Source organism: Alkalitalea saponilacus, assembly GCF_900168165.1.
Lineage (GTDB): Bacteria > Bacteroidota > Bacteroidia > Bacteroidales > Marinilabiliaceae > Natronoflexus > Natronoflexus saponilacus.
The window spans coordinates 1-20,113 of the sequence record NZ_FUYV01000014.1; the positions used below are offsets into that span (position 1 = coordinate 1).

Genomic DNA, 20,113 nt, shown 5'->3' on the forward strand with positions numbered 1-20,113 from the left:
ATTGGTATAGGCGCTTAGACCGCCCAATATTTTTTTTAATGCTACTTTAGTAGCATGAATGAACGAAATAAATTTAAAGGCGTGAACTCAATTAAGTTCTATAATGCGTTTCCTTCTGAAAATGATTGCTACCGTTATCTGGCTGATGTCAAATGGTTCGAGAACGGTTATCAATGCAAAAAATGTAATCATACAAAGTATTACAAAGGCGTAAAACCATTTTCAAGACGATGCATGAAATGCAAATATGATGAAAGTCCAACTGCAGGAACCATGTTCGACAAATGTAAATTTTCTTTGCACTTAGCTTTTCACATTGCTTTTAAGATAAGCACCAAGAAGAAAGGAATGTCTTCCTTAGAGTTATCTCAGGAATTTGAATTGCGCCAAAAGACCTGTTGGGAGTTTAAATGGAAAATTCAACAAGCCATGCAAAGCAGCAAACAGCATACAATCAACGGTATAGCTCATGTTGATGAGTTCTATATCGGCGGGGAGGAAGAAGGCAAACGAGGTCGAAGCAAAGGAGACAAAAAGCTTGTAGTTGTCGCCCTCGAGATTGTTGAGGGCGGTGTTGGACGTGCCTATGCTCAATGCATCGACAATGCTTCTGCTGCTTCCTTTCAGCCATTCTTTAAAACATACATCAGCAAGGACACAAAAGTCATAACCGATGAGTGGAAAGGGTATATTCCTCTAAAAAAGACTTATCCCAATCTGGAGCAACTAAAATCAGAAAACGGGAAAAGTTTTCAGGATATCCATATCCACATAATGAACCTCAAAGGATGGTTACGAGGGATTCATCACCATTGCAGCAAAGACCGTCTTCAAGGATACCTTGATGAGTACCATTTCAGATACAATAGGCGGTCTAATATGGATACAATATTCGATTCACTCATAAAAAGAATGGTTTTCAATAATCCTATTCGTTTACAATCAGTTAATTAACTTGGGCGGCTTAAACGCCTATACCAATAAAATAAATAGGGGCGTAGCCCTGACATCTTAGAAATATTCTAGACCGCATACAACTAAATTTAAACAGTTACTAAACCTCGAACATCAAACCTTACCGCCCTGAAAGCAGAACTCCAACCACACAACTCATTTTCACAACAACCATCAACCCTAAACTCCCCAACCTAAAACTTTAAACCTCGAACATTAAACTTTATCCCCCCACCGCCCTACCCACCGCATCTTTGCCAAACCGCTTACGTATGCGATCCATGGCCAGATAAAGATTGACCTGTTCAGGAGTATCTTCAAACAGGTTCAGTTGTTGACTGCCTGATACCAGGTGAGTAAACCTAACACCCAGTAATCGTACCAATACCCGCCGTTTATAAAGCCGCAGCAACAACTCCCGTGCTTCACGCATGAGAACATGGTCGAAAGAGGTGTAAGGGATACGTTTTTGTATGGTATGGGTGTCAAAATCCGCGTACCGGATTTTGACGGTGACACATGCGGTCAACTTATTACGCACCCGAAGCTCAAAAGCCAGTTTTTCCACCATTTTCAGAAGCCAATCATTCAAAAATCGGAAATCGGTGGTATCTGTCTCAAAGGTTTGCTCCGTGCCAATGGATTTTCGTTCATAGTATCGCTCCACGGGCGAAGGGTCGATGCCGTTGGCTTTTTGCCACAATACAATGCCGTTTTTTCCCAACACCCGCTCCATCATTTCGGGAGGGACAAGGCTCAACGTTTCTATTTTATCCACCCCCATGGAGCGCAACAAACGATAAGTTTTTGGCCCCAGCATTGGAATTTTACTAATAGACAGAGGGTTTAAAAATGGCTTAACCCGTGGAGCTTCGACGTACAATTCCCTGGTGGTTCCTTTTTTTGCCTCGCCTGTGGCTATTTTTGACACAGTTTTATTTACCGACAGTCCGAAGGAGATGGGAAGCCCCGTTTCGCGGATGATGGTTTCCCGTAACTCGTGCGTAAATTTATAGCAACCAAAGTAACGGTCCATTCCCGTTAAGTCAAGATAATGCTCGTCGATGGAAGCTTTCTCGTAAAGCGGTACTCTGTCGGCAATAACTTCTGTCACCAGATTAGAAAAACGACTGTAAGTGTCCATATCTCCCCGGATAAAAACCGCCTGCGGGCATAACTGGCGAGCCATGCGCATGGGCATGGCCGAATGCACGCCAAAACGACGTGATTCGTAGCTGCATCCTGCCACCACACCCCGGTCAGACAAACCGCCAATAATCACCGGCACGCCATCAAGGGCACTGTTCTGCAACCGCTCCACCGACACAAAAAAGGTGTCCAAATCAATATGAACAATGTGCCGGTTATCAAACTGATAATTGTAATCAGAAACCATGTTTTGATTATATATTAATCTTTATTACGATTTCAATATAATCAATTTTAATAAAATGAGCAAGGGAATGGAAACCGGAGAACGGAAATCGGAGACAGGAGACCGGAAAAAGGAAAGGTGGGAAGGTAACAGGGTGGGAAGGTGACGGAAACTGAAGACGGGAGTTTTAAGTTTTAAGTTTAAGGTTCTATGTTAACTCAACCCTCAACTTTAAACTTAAAACTTTGAACCACCATGCACACAAAGAATAACATTGAGAACATTGTGTAAACCTTTGTGGACATTGTGGTCGATTTTTGAAACACATAAGACATAATAAGGGTAATCCCAAGAGGAAAACGGAAAGCGGAAACAGGAGAACGGAATGCGTATGGCAAAAAAAAATGTACATTTGTACCCCAAACCAACACTTCGTTTTCTTGAAGGGTTGCCCTAAGCAAAATTCCTCTCCACCTCTATTGGTATCGCAAAAACTGAATCGGAATAGCAAAACAATAAAAATAAAACAATGAGTAAAAGATTATCTTTTAAAACCATCATTAATTATTCGACCATTATTTTGCTTCTAATAGCTATTGCCATAAGAGCAGGCGCTTCTTTTGAGTGGTTAAAACCAGTGGAGGTTAAGGAGTACTCTTTGGCTGATTTTAAGGATGCTTTTCCTTTGGCTGAATCGTTTAACACGAACAGCGACCAAAGTTTTTCGGTTTACGATAACGAAGGGGGTTTGTTGGGATATGCATTGGTATCCGAAGAGCTTGATGCCCGTTATTCGGGCTATGCCGGTGAAGTTCCACTGGTCATTTCATTATCTGAGGATAAAATAATAACTGGTGTTTACCTGTTACCAAATGGCGAAACATCTCATTACATCGAGCACATCAGAGAAACAGGACTCCTGTCTGAATGGAGTGGCATGGCTTTAGATACTCTTGTGGTACAAAAACAGGTTGATGCCGTTTCGGGTGCTACCCGGAGCAGTACTGCCATAATCAACACCTTTAACCAAACGGTTGCCAATTATCTGGTAGTTGCCTCGCAAAGGCAACCATTTTCAGTGGTTAGAGGCATTCAAATTGCTTTAATACTGATTCTAATCGTAATTTCACTAATGCAAACCATTGGTAAACGATTGCGCAAGTTTTACTATTACTATTTGGCTGGCGTGGTATTAATTATGGGCATATGGTTAAAGCAAATGTTGTCTGTGGGAGCCTTTCATACCTGGCTGGTTAACGGTTTGCCGTGGCAAACGAATTTTGAATTAATTGTCATTTTGCTACTGGCATTGGTCATGGCTCTGTTGGGACACAAAAAGTACTATTGCAACTACCTCTGCCCAATGGGAGCCTTGCAAATGCTTGTTTCAAAAATGTCACCAATTAAAAAGCGTTCCATAAACATAAAAATATCGGTAATACATTTAAGAACAGTGTATTTAACCTTTGTTTGGGTTGCTATATTGCTGGGGATTTCACTTCCCCTGTCGAGTATGGAACCTTTTATGGCATTTTCATTTTCTGTGGCGACCACATTTATGCTTCTTTTTGGTGGAGTTGTCATTGTCCTCTCCATATTCTTTAATCGCCCATGGTGTCAGTTTTGCCCCACCGGTTGCGCCATTGATATTGTTAAACCTGTTATTGAAAAACAATGAAGAATACATCAACACTTTTAAACCTGCTACTTGCGGCTATCATAGTTGTTTTAGTTATTCAGATAACTAAAACCGATAAAAACATTGTAGAAGAATCAGCTCCGGTTTTGGTTCATGTACCAACGTATGAATCAGAACTGCCGCCCCAGCCATCCGAAAAAGTATCAGTAGGTGCCCGTGGTTGGATTATGCCTAAACCAGCACTGGTGATAGGCTCATATGGTGCCGATGGCCAGCCAAATATTATGACGGCAGCATGGGCAGGAATTGTAAATTCTCATCCAATAAGTGTCGGAATATCATTGCGTCCAGCAACATTATCGTATAGCAACATTATGGAAACTGGCAGTTTTACCATTAATGTACCGTCGGCTAAATACCTGGCTCATATGGATTACGTAGGAAACATTTCAGGGCGCGATGAGAATAAATTTGTCTCTTTGGGACTCACCCCTGTTAAGGGCGATTACGTAAATGCGCCATACATAGAGGAGTTTCCCATTGTAATTGAGTGCGAAGTAACACAAACCATTAACCTTGGTTCGCATGTTCAATTCATAGGCAAAGTGATTGATACAAGAATAGATTCTCATCTTTTAAAAGAAGATGGAAGTGTAGATGTAGAAAAAATGCAACCCATTTTATACGAAGGGAATGCTTACTATGGTTTTGGGCCTTTATTGGGGAAACAGAGTGATGCTTTTAAAGTCTTCATGGATGATATGGAGCCGGAATTTGAGCCCCGGTCAGAAAGTTTTAACCACACCCTTGCAACCATTTACAACCGCAAAAGCGTTCGCAATTTCACGAATCAACAAATAACCAAAGCTCAACTGACCGAACTTGTAAGAAGCGGCATGGCAGCCCCAACAGCTGTTGATAAACGCCCATGGGCATTTGTAGCCATTGACGACCGCCAAACGCTCGATAAACTCGCCGAGGTATTGCCCTACGCACGCATGCTTAAGCAAGCTACAGGCGCCATTATGGTGGGTGGTGATTTGGATAAAGCACTTTCGGGAATCGAGCAGGCATACTGGGTACAAGATTGTTCGGCAGCCACTCAAAACATACTCCTTGCAGCCGAAAGCATGGGGTTAGGTGCCGTTTGGACAGGCGTGCATCCGGTTAAAGAGCGCGAAGAAACCGTAAAACAGATTCTTGGCTTACCCGAGAATATCGTTCCTCTTAATGTGATAGCCATTGGCTACCCAACAGGCATCGATAAACACAAAGACAAATGGGACGAATCCATTTTACACTGGAACAAGTGGTAAAAATTTTAGACATCAAAAATCCGCAAGTCACTCCATGGCTTGCGGATTTTTTAGTTAATAATGTTTCAGTAATTCAGGGAGCAGTAATCAGTAAGCAAATGAACTTCAATTACCATCAAACCAGAACTTTAAACTTTAAACTCCCCCTTTCCCGCTTTCCGTTTTCCTACCACCCTTTCTCCTTGTTACCTTGTTACCCTCTCGCCCATCTTCTGTCTCCATTCACCATCCCACCTTATCACCTTGTCACCTTATCACCATTCCATTTTCCAGTCTCCCATCTCCAATTTCCGGTCTCCGTTCTCCTGTTTCCCTCCCCTCCCTCCCACATTTATGGTATATAAAATGCCTCATCTGTGGGATTTCACAAAACAGCAAAAGCCTCCATCTTTGTAATATCAATAATAACTAAAACAATTCATCATGACACATTCAACCATTTCAACACAAAACGGCAATGATGCCCGCCTCTTTAGTCTGGTGATAGATGAACCGGTAAACCTGGGAGGAACCAACATTCAGAAAAACCCTGTTGAACAGGCTTTGGCCGGACAAGCTGGTTGTTTAAACATGATGGCACACATTGTTGCTAAAGAACTGGGAATAAAACTCAACAAGCTATGGGTAGAAATATCCGGCAAAGTGAGTTTCTCATTTAATCAGAGCACTCCTACCACAAACCATAAATTTCAGGATATCAACGTCAATTTTCAGGTTTATTCCGACTCTGACGATGAAAAGCTATCTCGGTGGGAACAAATCATCAGGGAACGTTGTTCTTCAGAGGGTGAACTCAGTAACTCCGACGCTCCGATTTCTATAGCTTTTAGCAAATTTGCATCGGTTTATTAGGTTAATAGGTCGAGAGGTCGAGAGGTCAATAGATTTACAGATGATTATTTAGACAAATGTGTATATAAAAAGTGTGGTTTCCCACACTTTTTAATTTAAGCCAATGTCATTTAGTTAATCCTGACGGGATTATATCTCAATACTCTGGTATAACAAGAAGGGGAGAACTTCATCAGAGGAAGAACACTGGAAGGGTTCAACCTCATTCGGGGTTGAATGTTTTGGGAGTGTTTTAGCCGTAAGTTTTACTCACAGTTATTTTTATTTTATATAACCCCTATCGGGGTTAATTGTATTCAATACAGCCATAACTAAACAACATTAAACTATAAACATTAAAAAACCAATAGATTATGAAATTTGAAACTTTACAACTGCATGCAGGTCAGGAAGTAGACCCCACCACCAATTCACGTGCAGTACCCATCTACCAAACTACTTCGTACGTATTTAATAATTCCGAACACGCTGCCAACCTGTTTGGCCTGAAAGAGTTCGGCAACATATACACCCGCATCATGAACCCCACCACCGATGTGTTTGAAAAACGCATCGCGGCACTTGAAGGTGGAGTGGCTGCCGTAGCGGTTTCATCGGGACAGGCTGCTCAATTTCTGGCCATTACCAATCTGGCAGAGGCAGGCGACAACATTGTTTCTACATCGTACCTGTATGGTGGCACTTATAACCAGTTTAAAGTGCAATTTAAACGTCTGGGCATCAAAGTGAAATTTGTGGATGGCGACAAACCAGAAGAATTTGAAAAACAGATAGACGAAAACACCAAAGCTCTCTTTCTGGAAACCATTGGTAACCCTCGTTTCAACATTCCGGATTTTGACGCCATTGCAGCCATCGCTAAAAAGCATAACATACCATTAGTTGTGGACAACACCTTTGGTACAGGCGGTTACCTTTTCCGCCCCATTGAGCATGGAGCCAACGTAGTGGTTCAGTCGGCAACCAAGTGGATTGGAGGACATGGAACCTCTATAGGGGGAGTCATCGTTGATGCTGGTAACTTTAACTGGGGCAACGGAAAATTCCCTCAATTCACCGAACCATCGGAAGGTTACCATGGCCTTAAATTCTGGGAAGTATTTGGTGACCAGGGTCCTTTTGGCAACATCGCATTTGCCATTCGGGCAAGAGTGGAAGGATTACGCGATTACGGAGCTGCTTTGAGTCCATTCAACGCTTTTCAGCTGATTCAGGGTTTAGAGACCTTGTCCCTGCGAGTTCAAAGAACAGTGGACAATGCACTGGAACTTGCCAAATGGCTAGAGAAACATCCAAAAATTGAGGAAGTTTACTACCCCGGCCTACCATCCAGTCCATACCATGACCTAGCAAAAAAATATCTCAAGAATGGATTTGGCGGAGTGCTTTCATTCAAAGTAAAAGCAGGAAAAGATGCTGCAGACAAGGTCATCAACAGTCTGCAACTTATCAGTCACCTGGCCAACGTTGGAGATGCTAAAACATTAATCATCCACCCCGCTTCCACCACGCACGAACAATTAAGTGCAGAGGAGCAAATTAAAGCAGGTGTTGCTCCGGGTGTGTTAAGGTTATCGGCAGGAATTGAACACATTGACGACATCAAATCCGATTTGGAACAGGCTCTGGATAAGATTTAACAACTAGTTTATACCACATAAGGAATATTTGAATCAAATGAGGGCTTCACTTTTAGTGAAGCCCTCATTGCTTAAACCCTAATAATTAATTATTTCATTAACTTGTATAGAAGTAAACAGCGATAAAGTGACAAACAGCGGCACCTAAAACAAAAAAATGAAAAATCGCATGGTTGAACGGAATACGTTTAATCTGGTAAATTACAGCACCTGAAGTGTACAGAAACCCACCTGCAGCAAGCCACATAAGACCTGCAAAGGGCAGGTTGTTGATGAGTGGTTTGATGGCAATCACCACAATCCATCCCATGGCTACATAGCCAATGGTGGATAATAGTCTGTATCGTCCTGCGAAAAATATTTTCAGAACTATGCCTGCAATGGCAATGCCCCAAACAATGCCAAAAATAGTCCACCCCCACCCACCACGAAGAGTTATCAGGGTAAACGGCGTGTATGTGCCGGCAATGGACAGATAAATGGCTGCGTGGTCGAATACTTTGAGCCGAAGTCTTTGAGTGTTTTTTTTCGAGTTATGATATAGCGTTGAAGCCAGAAAAACGGTAAAAATGCTTACACCATAAATGGTGTAAGCCACCCAGTGCCATACATCACCAATGGAAGCGGCTCTCAACATTAGTAACACAATAGCTACAACAGCAAACAAAATACCAACAGCATGGCTCCGAACATTTAGTTTCTCCTCAGCTGGACTGTATGTTGTTATGGCTGTTGTACTTTTCATTTTTTTCGTTCTTCCAGTTTCTTTTTATCCTTGATGTTAAGTGCCACTTTATAGGTTGGGTCGTCCATTATATTGATATCAATGATTTTATCGGCATTTTGAAGTAACTGATAACAGTCACGGCTCAAATGCTTCAACTGAACATTCTTACCGGCAGCGGCATACTTTTCAGTAAGTTTATTGAGTGCCTCAATGGCACTCATATCTGTTATCCTGCTCTCTTTAAAATCAATGATGACTTGTTCCGGGTCATTAGCTATGTCAAACTTCTCATTAAAAGCCATCACCGAACCAAAAAACAAGGGGCCAAAAATCTCATAATGCTTCACACCATTTTCATCCACATGCATTCGGGCGCGAATGCGTTTGGCGTTTTCCCATGCAAAAATCAGTGCAGAAATAATCACTCCAATCAGGACAGCCAATGCCAGATTATGCAAGAACACCGTAATCAGCGTAACAACAGCCATTACGAGAATGTCGGATTTAGGCATTCGGCCAAAAACTTTTAGACTAGCCCATTCAAAGGTACCAATTGCAACCATAATCATCAAGCCCGTAAGCGCTGCCATGGGAACTTTTTCTATCAATCCCGAACCAAACATCACAAAAACCAACAGCATTACAGCCGCCACAATGCCGGACAAACGAGCCCGCGCACCATTTGAAGTGTTAATTAAACTCTGTCCTATCATAGCACATCCACCCATGCCGGAGAAAAATCCGGTTGTAAAATTGGCCATTCCCTGTGCAAAAGATTCTTTATTTCCCCAACCTCTGGTTCCGGTAATTTCGTCTACCAAATTCATGGTAAGCAAACTCTCAATCAATCCTACACCTGCAACAATGGCCGCGTAGGGGAAAATAATTTGCAGGGTTTCTAAGGTAAATGGCACTTTTGGGATATTGAAAGGAGGAAATTCTCCCTGAATTGAAGCGATATCCCCTACTGTTGTAGTGTCAATGTTCAATCCGGCAACGATGGCAAAAATTACCAAAATGGCAACCAATGATGAAGGAATTGCCTTTGTAAACCGGGGTAACAACCAAATAATAACCATGGTCAAAAAAACCAGACCCAACATCACAAACAAAGGCTCTCCAGTCATCCATTGTAGAGCCCCGCCTAAACCGCGCTCTTTGAACTAGTCCAACTGTGACATAAATATGATAATGGCCAAGCCGTTCACAAATCAAAACATCACGGGATGTGGTACCAGACGGATGAACTTACCAAGTTTAAGCACTCCAAAAAGCATTTGAAGTATTCCGGCCAACACCACTGCTGCAAACACATACTCAACACCATGAGAATATGCCAGAGAAACTATTACAACAGCAATGGCTCCTGTGGCTCCGGAAATCATGCCAGGTCGGCCTCCAAAAATAGAAGTGATTAATCCTACTGTAAATGCGGCATACAAACCGGTAAGCGGGGATAAACCGGCAATTAATGAAAAAGCCACGGCTTCGGGTATCAAAGCCATGGCCACTGTAATTCCACTTAGTATCTCAGTCTTGTAATCAATTTTTTGTCTGTAGTCAAATAAATTCAGTAATTCCTTCATTCAGGTTGTTTTTTAATTTTGTAATCTTCAACTAGCAATTCCCAATCGAAATTGAGGTGCAAAATTAACAAAACTTACAAAAGAAAGAACATCCTATACAAAAAAACTAGCAGACAGTATTCGTGCTATTTCTCTAAAAACATTATAAATCAAAAAGTGCATGTCAACGTTCTATAATAACTTTCTCAACAACAGACTCATTTTGACTTGTAAATCTCAGGACATAGACTCCGGACAAAAGTCCAAAAACATTTAACTTCACCTCGCTTTGATTTGTGAAACTCTGTTGCAAAATTAATTCTCCACTTAAATTGTACAAGCTTATGGATATCATCTCGGTATATCCTGAATTATAACTTATATATAGAATATCTGATGTTGGTATCGGCCAAACATCTAAAGTCCGATTCTTGGTTTGATCAAATTCATTAATACGATTAGGAACAATTTCTGAAATTGAACTCACTTCAAAATCAGATAGTGCGTAATTATAAATTCTAAAATCATTAATTGCTCCACCAAATAATGGGTCTGGATATTGACTTCGACCAATATAATTTAAAACAGGCTTAATATCCATTGGACTAATGGAAAAGTTATCTGACTCATCAACCAAGTCACCATTCACATATAATCTCGCCTCTGAGCCAGCTAAGGTAATGGCAACATGAGACCATGCTCCAAGTGGCAGCATTGGGGCATTTAATCGTTGCTCTTCACCATAACTTTTGATTGCAAAACGCAGTTCTTGTGCATTCGATTCTGTTGTAAGAAACATATACTCATCTTCTCCATTTCCGAAATCAAAAATACGCTGCCACATAGCATTTCTATTGGGATGGACCCATGTAGCTATAGTGATTTCACGGTGATTCGCTATGGTATAGGGCAACTGAATAAAGGCATTGGTTCCATTGAGTCGTATGGCTTCATTAGTTGCTTTTCCTTCGATGTATGAAACTCCTCCAAAAGTTGCACTGTGGTTTAAATTTTCGGTATTATCAAACGTATTCCCGTCAAAAAGAAGGTGAGCAACCAGATCATTATCCCCATGGACAGAAGCAACTACCTGATTAGAGTTATCGGAGCGATTCAGGGAGTAATCCTTCGCCCTGACCACATAATGGTATTGAACTCCAACTTTAACAGAATTATCAACAAACGAAGTGGATGTAACATTTCGGGCAATTGTATTATAAGATTCAGTTTCTGGGTCTGATCTTAGAATGGTATAACCGGCAACATCTGCATCACCACTCGGAGTCCATTCCAATCTCACAGAAGTTGCATTTGCAATGGCGGTGAGGTTTTGAGGAGCTTCCGGGGCGTTGAATTCTAGTGGTGCGCCAACGGGAATAAATCGCCATTGTTGGTTGGCTCTCCCATTTTTAGTTCCCTGAACAATACTTGCACCATTAGCTGTACTGGAGTTGGCTATTTCAAGACACTTTGCACTATGCCGGCTTCGGATATAAAACCAACCATCTTCAGCATATTCAAGATACCATTGTTGATTTCCTCCTTTTACATCATTCCAAACTATGACATTGGCTCCATCTTCAAGGGACCAATTAAGTACATCCGGTGCAAGGCCACTATGAACACCTGTAATGGTAAAGTAACTAAAGTCGCCGCCGATCCTTGAGTCTGCCGGAGTAACATTCCACTGCTGGTAACCTGCATTTATAAACGTTCCCTGCCTTAAATTTGATCCGGGATTGGTGGATCCGCCAGCCACCTCCATCACTCTTCGGCTGTTTCTATTAACAATTACATATTGTCCATCTATTAACGGTTGAATATCGTCACCCCAGGTAATATTAACCACCCGTTCTGCATTGGTTTGTCCTTGTTGGTAGCCTGTTCCTCCCGGCAACACCATGGTGTATTCCCGTTGAGGCCCGTGTCCATCAAAAAAAACATCCATCTCTTTCGAAACAAAGCGATAAGAGGTGGTTACTGCCTGTCTTTCAGACGTTCCGCCAAAAGCCTGTATTTTACCTTCAGGAGATCTGTAAACCGAAGCCGCAGTCCAATTAGGTCGGTGTTCAGCATAACTTAAACGCTCTCCATCACTTGCCTTTACAAACTCACCACGTGCATATTCGGCAGTACCCCACCATATTCCGGTTTGCATTCCATATTCAACACCAACCATTGCTTCCATCACATTGTGTAGCTCATCATTCGTGGCGTGGTGTCCATTGGCTCTCACTGTTTCAAAAAATAATGCGTAATTATTAAAGCTCCCGGCTAATTGGTGTGTATTTCCTTCATCTAACCTATCCTTTAATTGATTATACCAAACCAATGCTTGATCAGCATTAAGGGTATTTCCTCCCGAAATTCTGATGTTCTCAAAACGAGGGTTTTCTCTCAATAATCCTGCAATATTATAAAAATCAGTAACTAATCCCTGTCCCCATCCATAATCAGGCTCATTAAAAGGAGAAACGGTAACGACGGTACGTCCATGTTCCTGATGGAGCCTGGTAGTTACATCTATCAACTGAGCCCAATGCTCTGCATTACCATTGAACCATGGATCGACAGAGGGATGATCACAATTCAGAACAACTTGAGTGGTGGATGGCAATAGATCAATGATCCGTAACCGTTCATTAAGAATTGCCATCTCTTCTGCCTGCAATTCGCCATCAATTAATGGTGCTGTTGGGGTAAAAGAGGATCGAACCAGATCAACCTTATCTTCCCCCATAAATGCAACTCCTCTTCTTATATTTGATTCACTAAGCCAGGCTAAATCTAACCCCCAAATTATCGGCATTGAGACACCGGCATCAAAAAGATTAAAGAATAAAGAACGGTCCGGGATTTGATGAGTTCTGAGATTGTTGCTTGTACTTTCAGATTCTTTCATTGAATTGGCTTTCTGAGCACTTGTTGACGGATAATGAAAGAACAAGAAAGCCAGAATCGCCAAAGACAGATAATGATTTTTCATAATTATAAAGATTTCAATTTTTACAAACAAAATTAACAGAACGTCGCGATAATGAATGTCACAAATTTCACAAACAACTATAATAAATTCACATTAATACGAGATGTAAAAAAAGCCTTTATGCAGCAAGTTGCTGCATAAAGGCTTTTTCAGTATTGAATAACCATCAGAACAATCTATTTCACAATAATTTTATCCATGACAGATCCGTTATTACTCTCTATCTGTAATATATATATACCCGGGAGTACGCTTATATTTATTTCCAAGATTTGCGATCCGGCCATAACATTTCTCACAGTGACAAGATTTCCACTTAAATCATAAATCCTGACAACTGAGACTTCCGCCATCTCGCTAAACTTAATCCATAGAACCCCATTCTCAACAGGGTTCGAAAACACGATCTTATCATTTTGTTTCATTTCGGAAACGGAAGTCGCATCGTCATCAGACTCTAGCTCATAAGCTCCCATGTCAGGTGCTGTTCCATAAAACGGTTCGCCAAAATCAACACCGCCATTAATAATAACCGTTCCCGGAACAGGTTTCAACAAATCAATTTCCGGTAACGAGCCATCTATTTCACGAGGCCCGGCAGCAAGAGCAGTATTAACGCTCGCAAACATATCATCTGTGATTGCTACATTTTGTTGCCAACTATTACCTACTAAAATTGCATTTGAAGGCATTTCAGCCAAAACACGAGCCTTAGCACTCAAGTTATTTCTAAAAACAGACTGCCCGCTATCCGGGTTTCGAGGGAAACTAAAATTACGATCATTGTTATAGGCTGTATTATGAAGCAATGTTAAAGGTGCCGTGTTATTGTTATGGTCAAAACCCTTACCTTTATTATCAAAGGCAAGACTGCGTCTGATGATGTGAGGTCCAGGTTCATGATTACCTCCAAGTTTAAATCCATTACCACCACCATCAAAGTTTGCAGGATTGCCGAAAGAAGCCGGATCTCCATTTCCAAAAGCCCAACAGTTTTCAACGATTATGGTCTCTAAGGCTCGCCAAAAATCATATCCATCGTCAGAGTTTTCCCACGCCCGACAACCATATAAACGATTACCAGGACCAATGTCATTAAATTTAACGCCAAATCCGTCTGCATTATTACCTATCCTTGGGGTTCTTTCTACGTCATAATTAAAATTCAGATAAGAATCACAGTTCTTAATTAAATTATGAGAAGCGCTCCCTGCTAAATGAATTCCTGTATCGTGATTCCCTGTTGCTGTTAATTGTTCAAGAATATTATGACTTCCATCCATTCTGATTCCGTTATGAGAAGCATTTTTAATGGTTAACCCAATTAAATGCCAATAACTGGCATTTAATCTCATGCCATGATAATTTCTCTCTTTGGGTTGTGAATTAAAATCAAAAACCGGAACCTCACCCGGGTATGCAGTTACAACAATTGGTTTAGATGCAGTCCCATCGGGCTCATTCATACGAATAATATCATTGTGCTCATAAACCCCTCCTCTCACAACTATTACATCTCCCGGAGCAACAAGACTTACAGCATAATCAAGCGTCGCAAAAGGACTCTCTTTTGTCCCGGCATTTTCATTGTCACCATCCACCGCTACATAAAAAATTCGGTCGCCTTGTGGTATCTCTCCGTTAAACACGTTGAGATGAGTAGCATTAACAAAGGAAAAAAATCCAAGAACAACTGTTAAAATAAAAACAGCAAAAAACTTATAATTCATAAAGCAAAAATTAGATGAAGAAATTCAGTGAATCACCACCACTAACTATATATAATACTCAATATTATCTATCCACCCGGCCCGGATGGCATACATAATCAATTCTGAACTACTGTTTACGCTAAGTTTACGAAAAATGTTTTTGCGGTGGGTCATTACGGTATGAAAACTGATGTTTTTATTGGCTGCTATCTCCTTGGTAGTCATCCCTTCTGCTATCATTTTCACAATCTCAGTTTCTGTTGCAGTTAAATGAATTTCTTCACTCTTTGGTTTGGCTTTGGGTTCATCCATGATGATTTCAAGCACCTCTTCAGAGTAGAATTTACGTCGTCGGATGGTGGCATCCATAGCCATGAATAGCTCGTCCTTGCCGGTTGTTTTGCAAATAATATTTTTTATTCCTGATTTATTCAGCTCATTAAAATCGTGTTTCAACACCTGGTTGGTCAGAATTAAAATTCCCATATCAGGAAAGGTTTGAACCATTCCTGAAATAGATTCAAATCCGTTATAATCCATAGTTGCAAAATCAGTAATCAACAGGTCAAAGCTTTCCTTCCGGAGCAATTCATTCAGTTCAAACAGATATTCAACAACTCCTATCAGACAATATTTGTCTGATTCAGCAATCAGTTTCTTCAGTGATTCAGTTACCAGGTATTGGGAATCGGCAACGACTACTTTATAAGCTTTATCAGGCATATTAAGTTAAGAGATTGGATGAGAATAGAAATTCAAAAATAATAAAAAAAGCCGCTTAGTGAAATATTGGTGAGTTTAAGCAGTCCCGACAGTTTCGACAAGAGTTCCTGCGTAAGCTTTTCTTTCTTAGATAGTAGATTTATGCTATGATAGTGTAAAAGGATAAATGTCCATTAAATTTAAGTAATGGCTTTTTACACTCAAATCACAAACTTTCGGAATAACACCAATTTCTATAAATTATGATCAAATTAAAAGCAGATTAACATTATTTAGATTCTAAATGACATTCATTTTTTCAAAAAAATCAGGGTTTTAACCCCTGATTTTCAACATTTCATTGAATTATATCTCTTTACCTTCCGAAATTATAAAAGGATTTATCCCTAAAAAAGAGTATTTTTGTATTACATTGTATTCAAAACATCATTCTGTATACAAATACCAATATCACAACCACTTAACTTATAAAAAAGAAATTTAGTATGAACATTCAGGCAGAGGAACTCAACAAAACACTTCAAGAGGTGAATCCGGCTCTATTCGACATGCTGTCGGAACGGGGAAAAGCCATCTTTTTTCCAAAAAAAGGAATTCTTGGTCAAAGTGCTGAAGCAAAAGGGACAACCATTAATGCAACCATCGGGGCAGCCATTGAAGACGACAACTCCCCCATGCGCCTGAAATCCATCAGTAAAAACCTGAATATTGATGCATCTAAAGCATTTCCTTATGCTCCAAGTTTTGGAAGACCGGATATCCGTGCCCGCTGGAAGGAAATGATTTATCAGAAAAATCCGGCTTTGGGGACAGCTCCCATTAGTCTTCCGATTGTGACCAATGCATTAACCCACGGAATAAGTATGGCCGGTTACATGTTTGCAAATCCGGGAGATGAAGTTCTTGTTCCAAGTCTTTTCTGGGGCAATTACAATTTAACCTTCATCAATGCTTACAATGCCAAAATAGAGCCATACAACCTGTTCAAAGACAACGGTCTGGACATAGAAGCCATGAGCGCTGAACTGATGAGTGAAGGCGACAAAAAAATATTGCTGTTAAATTTCCCAAACAACCCCACAGGATACTCTCCCACTGTTAATGAAATGAAGGAGATCGTTGCATCAGTGGAAAAAGCTGCCAATGCTGGTAAAAAAGTGGTGGTGATTTGTGACGATGCCTATTTTGGACTTGTGTTTGAAGAAGGTATTGAAACCCAATCACCTTTTGCCTGGCTGGCCAATCTTCATGAAAATGTATTGGCCGTGAAAGTGGACGGTCCAACCAAAGAGGATTATGTTTGGGGATTCAGAGTAGGTTTTATCACCTACGGAATTAAAGGAGGTACAGAAGAGCTTTATAGTGCTTTGGAAAATAAAACGGCTGGTGCTGTTCGCGGAAACATTTCCAATGCATCAAATCTTTCGCAATCATTACTGCTTGAAGCCTTCGACTCACCTACCTACAAAGAAGAGAAAAAAGAGAAGTTTGATATACTGAACAGCCGTTATAAAGCAGTAAAAGAAGTGCTCAAAGACCCGAAGTATGCTGAGTTTTTCAAACCACTGCCATATAATTCCGGTTATTTCATGTGCGTTGAACTTAAAGAAGGCATTGATGCCAACAATGTCCGTCAACTGTTGATTGAAAAATACAGCATTGGCGTTATAAGCCTCAACAACTTGCTACGACTGGCATTTTCTGCTGTTGCAGCCAAAGATGTTCCAACGCTTTTTGAAGGAATACATTCTGCTTGTAAAGAGCTAGCAAACAGATAGGAAAAGTCAGCCATACTAAATGTAACAAAAAAACCACGAAACTATTTTCGTGGTTTTTTATTTCTCAATAATCTTATTTTAACGTACAGTTTGTATTTCAGCCACAGCATTTTTTAATCCATCAGATTCAGCCATAACCCTAATGATTCCCGGTTTACCAGAAATCCCCCTGACAATAACCAGACTCAATCCATTAAAAGCATTTCGTTCATTTGACGGGAAAGCCTCGAAATCCCGGGGATCTCCACTATCGGTAGCGACAATTTCACCCGGCCCTTCAATGCTAAACCGGAGCGGGTGCTTAGCATCCGGTATGACAAATCCATCCTCATCAGTTACTGAAATAGTCACAAATGAAAGATCTTTTCCATCAGCTTTAATTCTGTCACGATCAGCTTCAGCGTTCAGAGATTCGGCAGCCCCAGTTGTCTTAACAAAACTTTGTGCCCACTCTTCACCATTTTTATATGCTACAACCTTCAATTCTCCAGGTTCGTAAACAACATCATCCCAACGTAGACGATACTCATACTCTCCCTTCTTTTTTCTTCCCAAAGAGACTCCGTTTAAGAACAATTCAGCCTCATCACCCGATGTAAACACATGCACTGGGGTAACTTTCCCAACCCTGTCCGGCCAATTCCAGTGAGGAAGAATGTGAGCCATTGGCAATTCAGGACGCCAATGTGACTGATAAAGATAAAAACGGTTCTTTTTAAATCCGGCCAAATCTACAATTCCAAAATAGGTGCTCCTTGCATCATAATATGGCGTTGGTTCACCTAAATAATCCCATCCACTCCATACGAAACCTCCTGCCACAAAGGGGTGTTGAGCCTTGGCTGCAAATACCCGGTCAACAGAAGATCCAAAATTTGCAGTGTATAATTCATAAGCACAAACAATTAGGCTTTCAGAATCACCTCCAATTCCATCACTCACCGGAGCGCTCGAATTCGGGGTAACGGGAAACAGGTACTCTCCTCTTATGCTTAATGCTGCAGCATTCTCACTGCTAATGATCATTTTGTTGGGAAATGTTTCGTGAAACTCCGAGTATAAAGGGTGTGTACGAATGCCTTGCAAATGTTCATATCCCGGATGAATGCGAATGCCCTCTCCCTGGTAATTTAAGCTGATGATATCCATGGTTGCAGGCATTGGCATATCAGGCTTGGCAAAATTCATGGAAGCAGTTGTTGGCCGGGTTGGATCTTCATCTTTTAGGATATCATTGAGTTTCTGAGACAATGCAGCACCATCAACGCCTGTATATTGTTCTCCTACTTCGTTTCCATAGCTCCACATAATTACAGATGGGTGATTGCGATCCCTTCGTACCATTGATCGCAAATCCTGCTCATACCAATCAGGAAAAATCAAATGGAAATCGAAAGGCACTTTTCTTCTTTCCCAAACATCAAACACTTCATTCACCACCAAAAAACCCATTTTGTCGGTCAACTCCAACAATTCTGGTGCGGGAGGATTGTGAGCCATGCGTATGGAGTTTACTCCTGCTTCACGCAGAATTTCAAGCTGACGCTCTGCCGCTCTTTTGTTAAACGCTGCTCCCAATGGACCAAGATCATGATGTTGGTTAACGCCTTTTATATAAATATGCTCACCATTTAAAAATAAACCGTTAACCGCATCAAACTCCAAAGATCTTATTCCAAATGGAGTCTCAAAAACATCAACTACTTTTCCGTCTTTCTGAACTTCAGTAACGGCAAGATACCTGTTAGGTATTTGGGTAGGAAGTGATCCCCATAACCGTGGATTAGCAATGGTAACGCTGCTGTTTACAGCTGTCTTTGTTCCAGCTGCAACATTTGCACTTTGAGGTGCAAATTCAATGACTCTTTTACCAGTTCTATTTCCGTTTAAGTCTAATTCATATATAAAGGTTACAATTTCAACATCAGCATTCTCATTTGATTTGTTATCAATAGTAACTTCCAGATCAACCACTGCTGACTCTTCTGAAACATCTCTTGTTGTTATAAAAGTGCCCCATTGGCCAACATGTACAGGCTCGGTCTTAATGAGCCACATATTTCTATAAATTCCACCACCCGGATACCATCGTGATGATATGGGAGGATTATCCAAACGTATGGCCAGCTGATTCTTCCCTCCCGGTATGATGTAAGGTGTTAAATCCAGTTGCCATGAGTTATACCCATAAGGCCAGCCTCCCACCAAATGTCCGTTTAACCAAACCATGGCATAAGACATGGCTCCTTCTACTTCAAGATAAATTTGTCTACCTGCATCCGAAGAAGGAACATCCAAGGAACGCCTGTACCAGGCCACTCCATGGCTCGGCAATCGCCCCATGCTTCCGCTCACTTCATATGTGAAAGGCTCCCGGGCACCCCAATCGTGAGGAAGATTTACTTTCTCCCAATTACCATCATCAAAACTAGCCTGAACAAAGGGAAAATCAAATCCGGGATATCCTTCAGGTCTGACATGGCGCTTGGCAGAGTCTTTAATAAAATCATTCCCGGAAGGAAGGATCCACGCTTTTAGGACAGATTCCTCTCCTTCAACCCACTCTCCCTCAACAGGCTGATCATCTGCCTCTCGTTGGTCAATATCTTCATCAATATCAGACCGAACATCATAAATCAAGCCATCAGCATTTTTTGCATCATCGTATTTAAAAAATCTCCATCCGTCATTGATGGAAAGACGCTCTCTGACCTGATGATCAGGCCTTTCAGTGCATGAATAGAAAAAAAGAATAGCAAAAAAGAAACCAAAAACAGATAACTGCCTTTGTCTCCTGAAACTGGTAATAGAATACATAGAATTGAATTTTGTTAAATTGCACTTTA

The 20,113-nt window shown here is 41.0% G+C and carries 14 protein-coding genes; 6 read left to right on the forward strand and 8 right to left on the reverse strand.

From position 1 onward, the window contains the following. Positions 1-54 precede the first annotated feature (54 nt). Positions 55-954 carry an IS1595 family transposase gene (locus B5X70_RS11600; RefSeq protein WP_079556234.1) on the forward strand — a complete coding sequence of 300 codons (900 nt, stop codon included), beginning with the start codon at positions 55-57 and terminating at the stop codon, positions 952-954. Positions 955-1,177: 223 nt separating this feature from the next. Here B5X70_RS11600 and dinB read toward each other — a convergent pair whose 3' ends face one another. Further along, entirely contained in the window at positions 1,178-2,350 is a 1,173-nt protein-coding gene (dinB, locus tag B5X70_RS11605; protein ID WP_079558075.1) for a DNA polymerase IV, read from the reverse strand. Between the two features lie 508 nt (positions 2,351-2,858). Between dinB and B5X70_RS11610 the strand changes: the two genes are divergently transcribed. The 4 genes from B5X70_RS11610 to B5X70_RS11630 all read left to right on the forward strand — a co-directional run bounded on the left by B5X70_RS11610 (position 2,859) and on the right by B5X70_RS11630 (position 7,776). Next, positions 2,859-4,007 (forward strand): FMN-binding protein, encoded by a 1,149-nt coding sequence (locus B5X70_RS11610; RefSeq protein ID WP_079558076.1) that lies wholly within the window; start codon positions 2,859-2,861, stop codon positions 4,005-4,007. Continuing rightward, a complete protein-coding gene (locus B5X70_RS18180) occupies positions 4,004-5,284 on the forward strand; it encodes a flavin reductase (RefSeq protein WP_198314200.1) in 1,281 nt (426 codons plus the stop codon). Before B5X70_RS11610 ends, B5X70_RS18180 begins: the two co-directional genes overlap by 4 nt. A 423-nt stretch (positions 5,285-5,707) precedes the next feature. Continuing rightward, positions 5,708-6,136 carry an OsmC family protein gene (locus B5X70_RS11625; protein WP_079558077.1) on the forward strand — a complete coding sequence of 143 codons (429 nt, stop codon included), beginning with the start codon at positions 5,708-5,710 and terminating at the stop codon, positions 6,134-6,136. 353 nt (positions 6,137-6,489) lie between these two features. Further along, entirely contained in the window at positions 6,490-7,776 is a 1,287-nt protein-coding gene (locus B5X70_RS11630; protein WP_079558078.1) for an O-acetylhomoserine aminocarboxypropyltransferase/cysteine synthase family protein, read from the forward strand. A gap of 97 nt (positions 7,777-7,873) precedes the next feature. Here B5X70_RS11630 and trhA read toward each other — a convergent pair whose 3' ends face one another. The 6 genes from trhA to B5X70_RS11655 form a co-directional block, all read right to left on the reverse strand. Continuing rightward, a complete protein-coding gene (gene trhA / locus B5X70_RS11635; RefSeq protein ID WP_079558079.1) occupies positions 7,874-8,521 on the reverse strand; it encodes a PAQR family membrane homeostasis protein TrhA in 648 nt (215 codons plus the stop codon). After that, on the reverse strand, positions 8,518-9,630 hold the full coding sequence (locus tag B5X70_RS11640) for a SulP family inorganic anion transporter (protein WP_317045067.1): 1,113 nt from the start codon (positions 9,628-9,630) through the stop codon (positions 8,518-8,520). The genes trhA and B5X70_RS11640 overlap by 4 nt, the downstream gene beginning before the upstream one ends. An 84-nt stretch (positions 9,631-9,714) precedes the next feature. Then, positions 9,715-10,089, reverse strand: a complete 375-nt coding sequence (locus B5X70_RS18340) for a SulP family inorganic anion transporter (protein WP_232468361.1) — start codon at positions 10,087-10,089, stop codon at positions 9,715-9,717. Positions 10,090-10,252: 163 nt separating this feature from the next. Further along, on the reverse strand, positions 10,253-13,054 hold the full coding sequence (locus tag B5X70_RS11645) for a LamG-like jellyroll fold domain-containing protein (RefSeq protein ID WP_079558080.1): 2,802 nt from the start codon (positions 13,052-13,054) through the stop codon (positions 10,253-10,255). Between the two features lie 176 nt (positions 13,055-13,230). Continuing rightward, positions 13,231-14,784: a T9SS type A sorting domain-containing protein gene (locus B5X70_RS11650; protein WP_079558081.1), complete on the reverse strand. Its 1,554-nt coding sequence runs from the start codon at positions 14,782-14,784 to the stop codon at positions 13,231-13,233. A gap of 45 nt (positions 14,785-14,829) precedes the next feature. Further along, a complete protein-coding gene (locus B5X70_RS11655; RefSeq protein ID WP_079558082.1) occupies positions 14,830-15,489 on the reverse strand; it encodes a LuxR C-terminal-related transcriptional regulator in 660 nt (219 codons plus the stop codon). Between the two features lie 485 nt (positions 15,490-15,974). Here B5X70_RS11655 and B5X70_RS11660 point away from each other — a divergent pair, with 485 nt between their 5' ends. After that, entirely contained in the window at positions 15,975-17,267 is a 1,293-nt protein-coding gene (locus B5X70_RS11660) for an aminotransferase class I/II-fold pyridoxal phosphate-dependent enzyme (RefSeq protein WP_079558083.1), read from the forward strand. 78 nt (positions 17,268-17,345) lie between these two features. Here B5X70_RS11660 and galB read toward each other — a convergent pair whose 3' ends face one another. Beyond that, positions 17,346-20,084: a beta-galactosidase GalB gene (gene galB / locus B5X70_RS11665; protein WP_079558084.1), complete on the reverse strand. Its 2,739-nt coding sequence runs from the start codon at positions 20,082-20,084 to the stop codon at positions 17,346-17,348. Between the last annotated feature and the right edge of the window lie 29 nt (positions 20,085-20,113).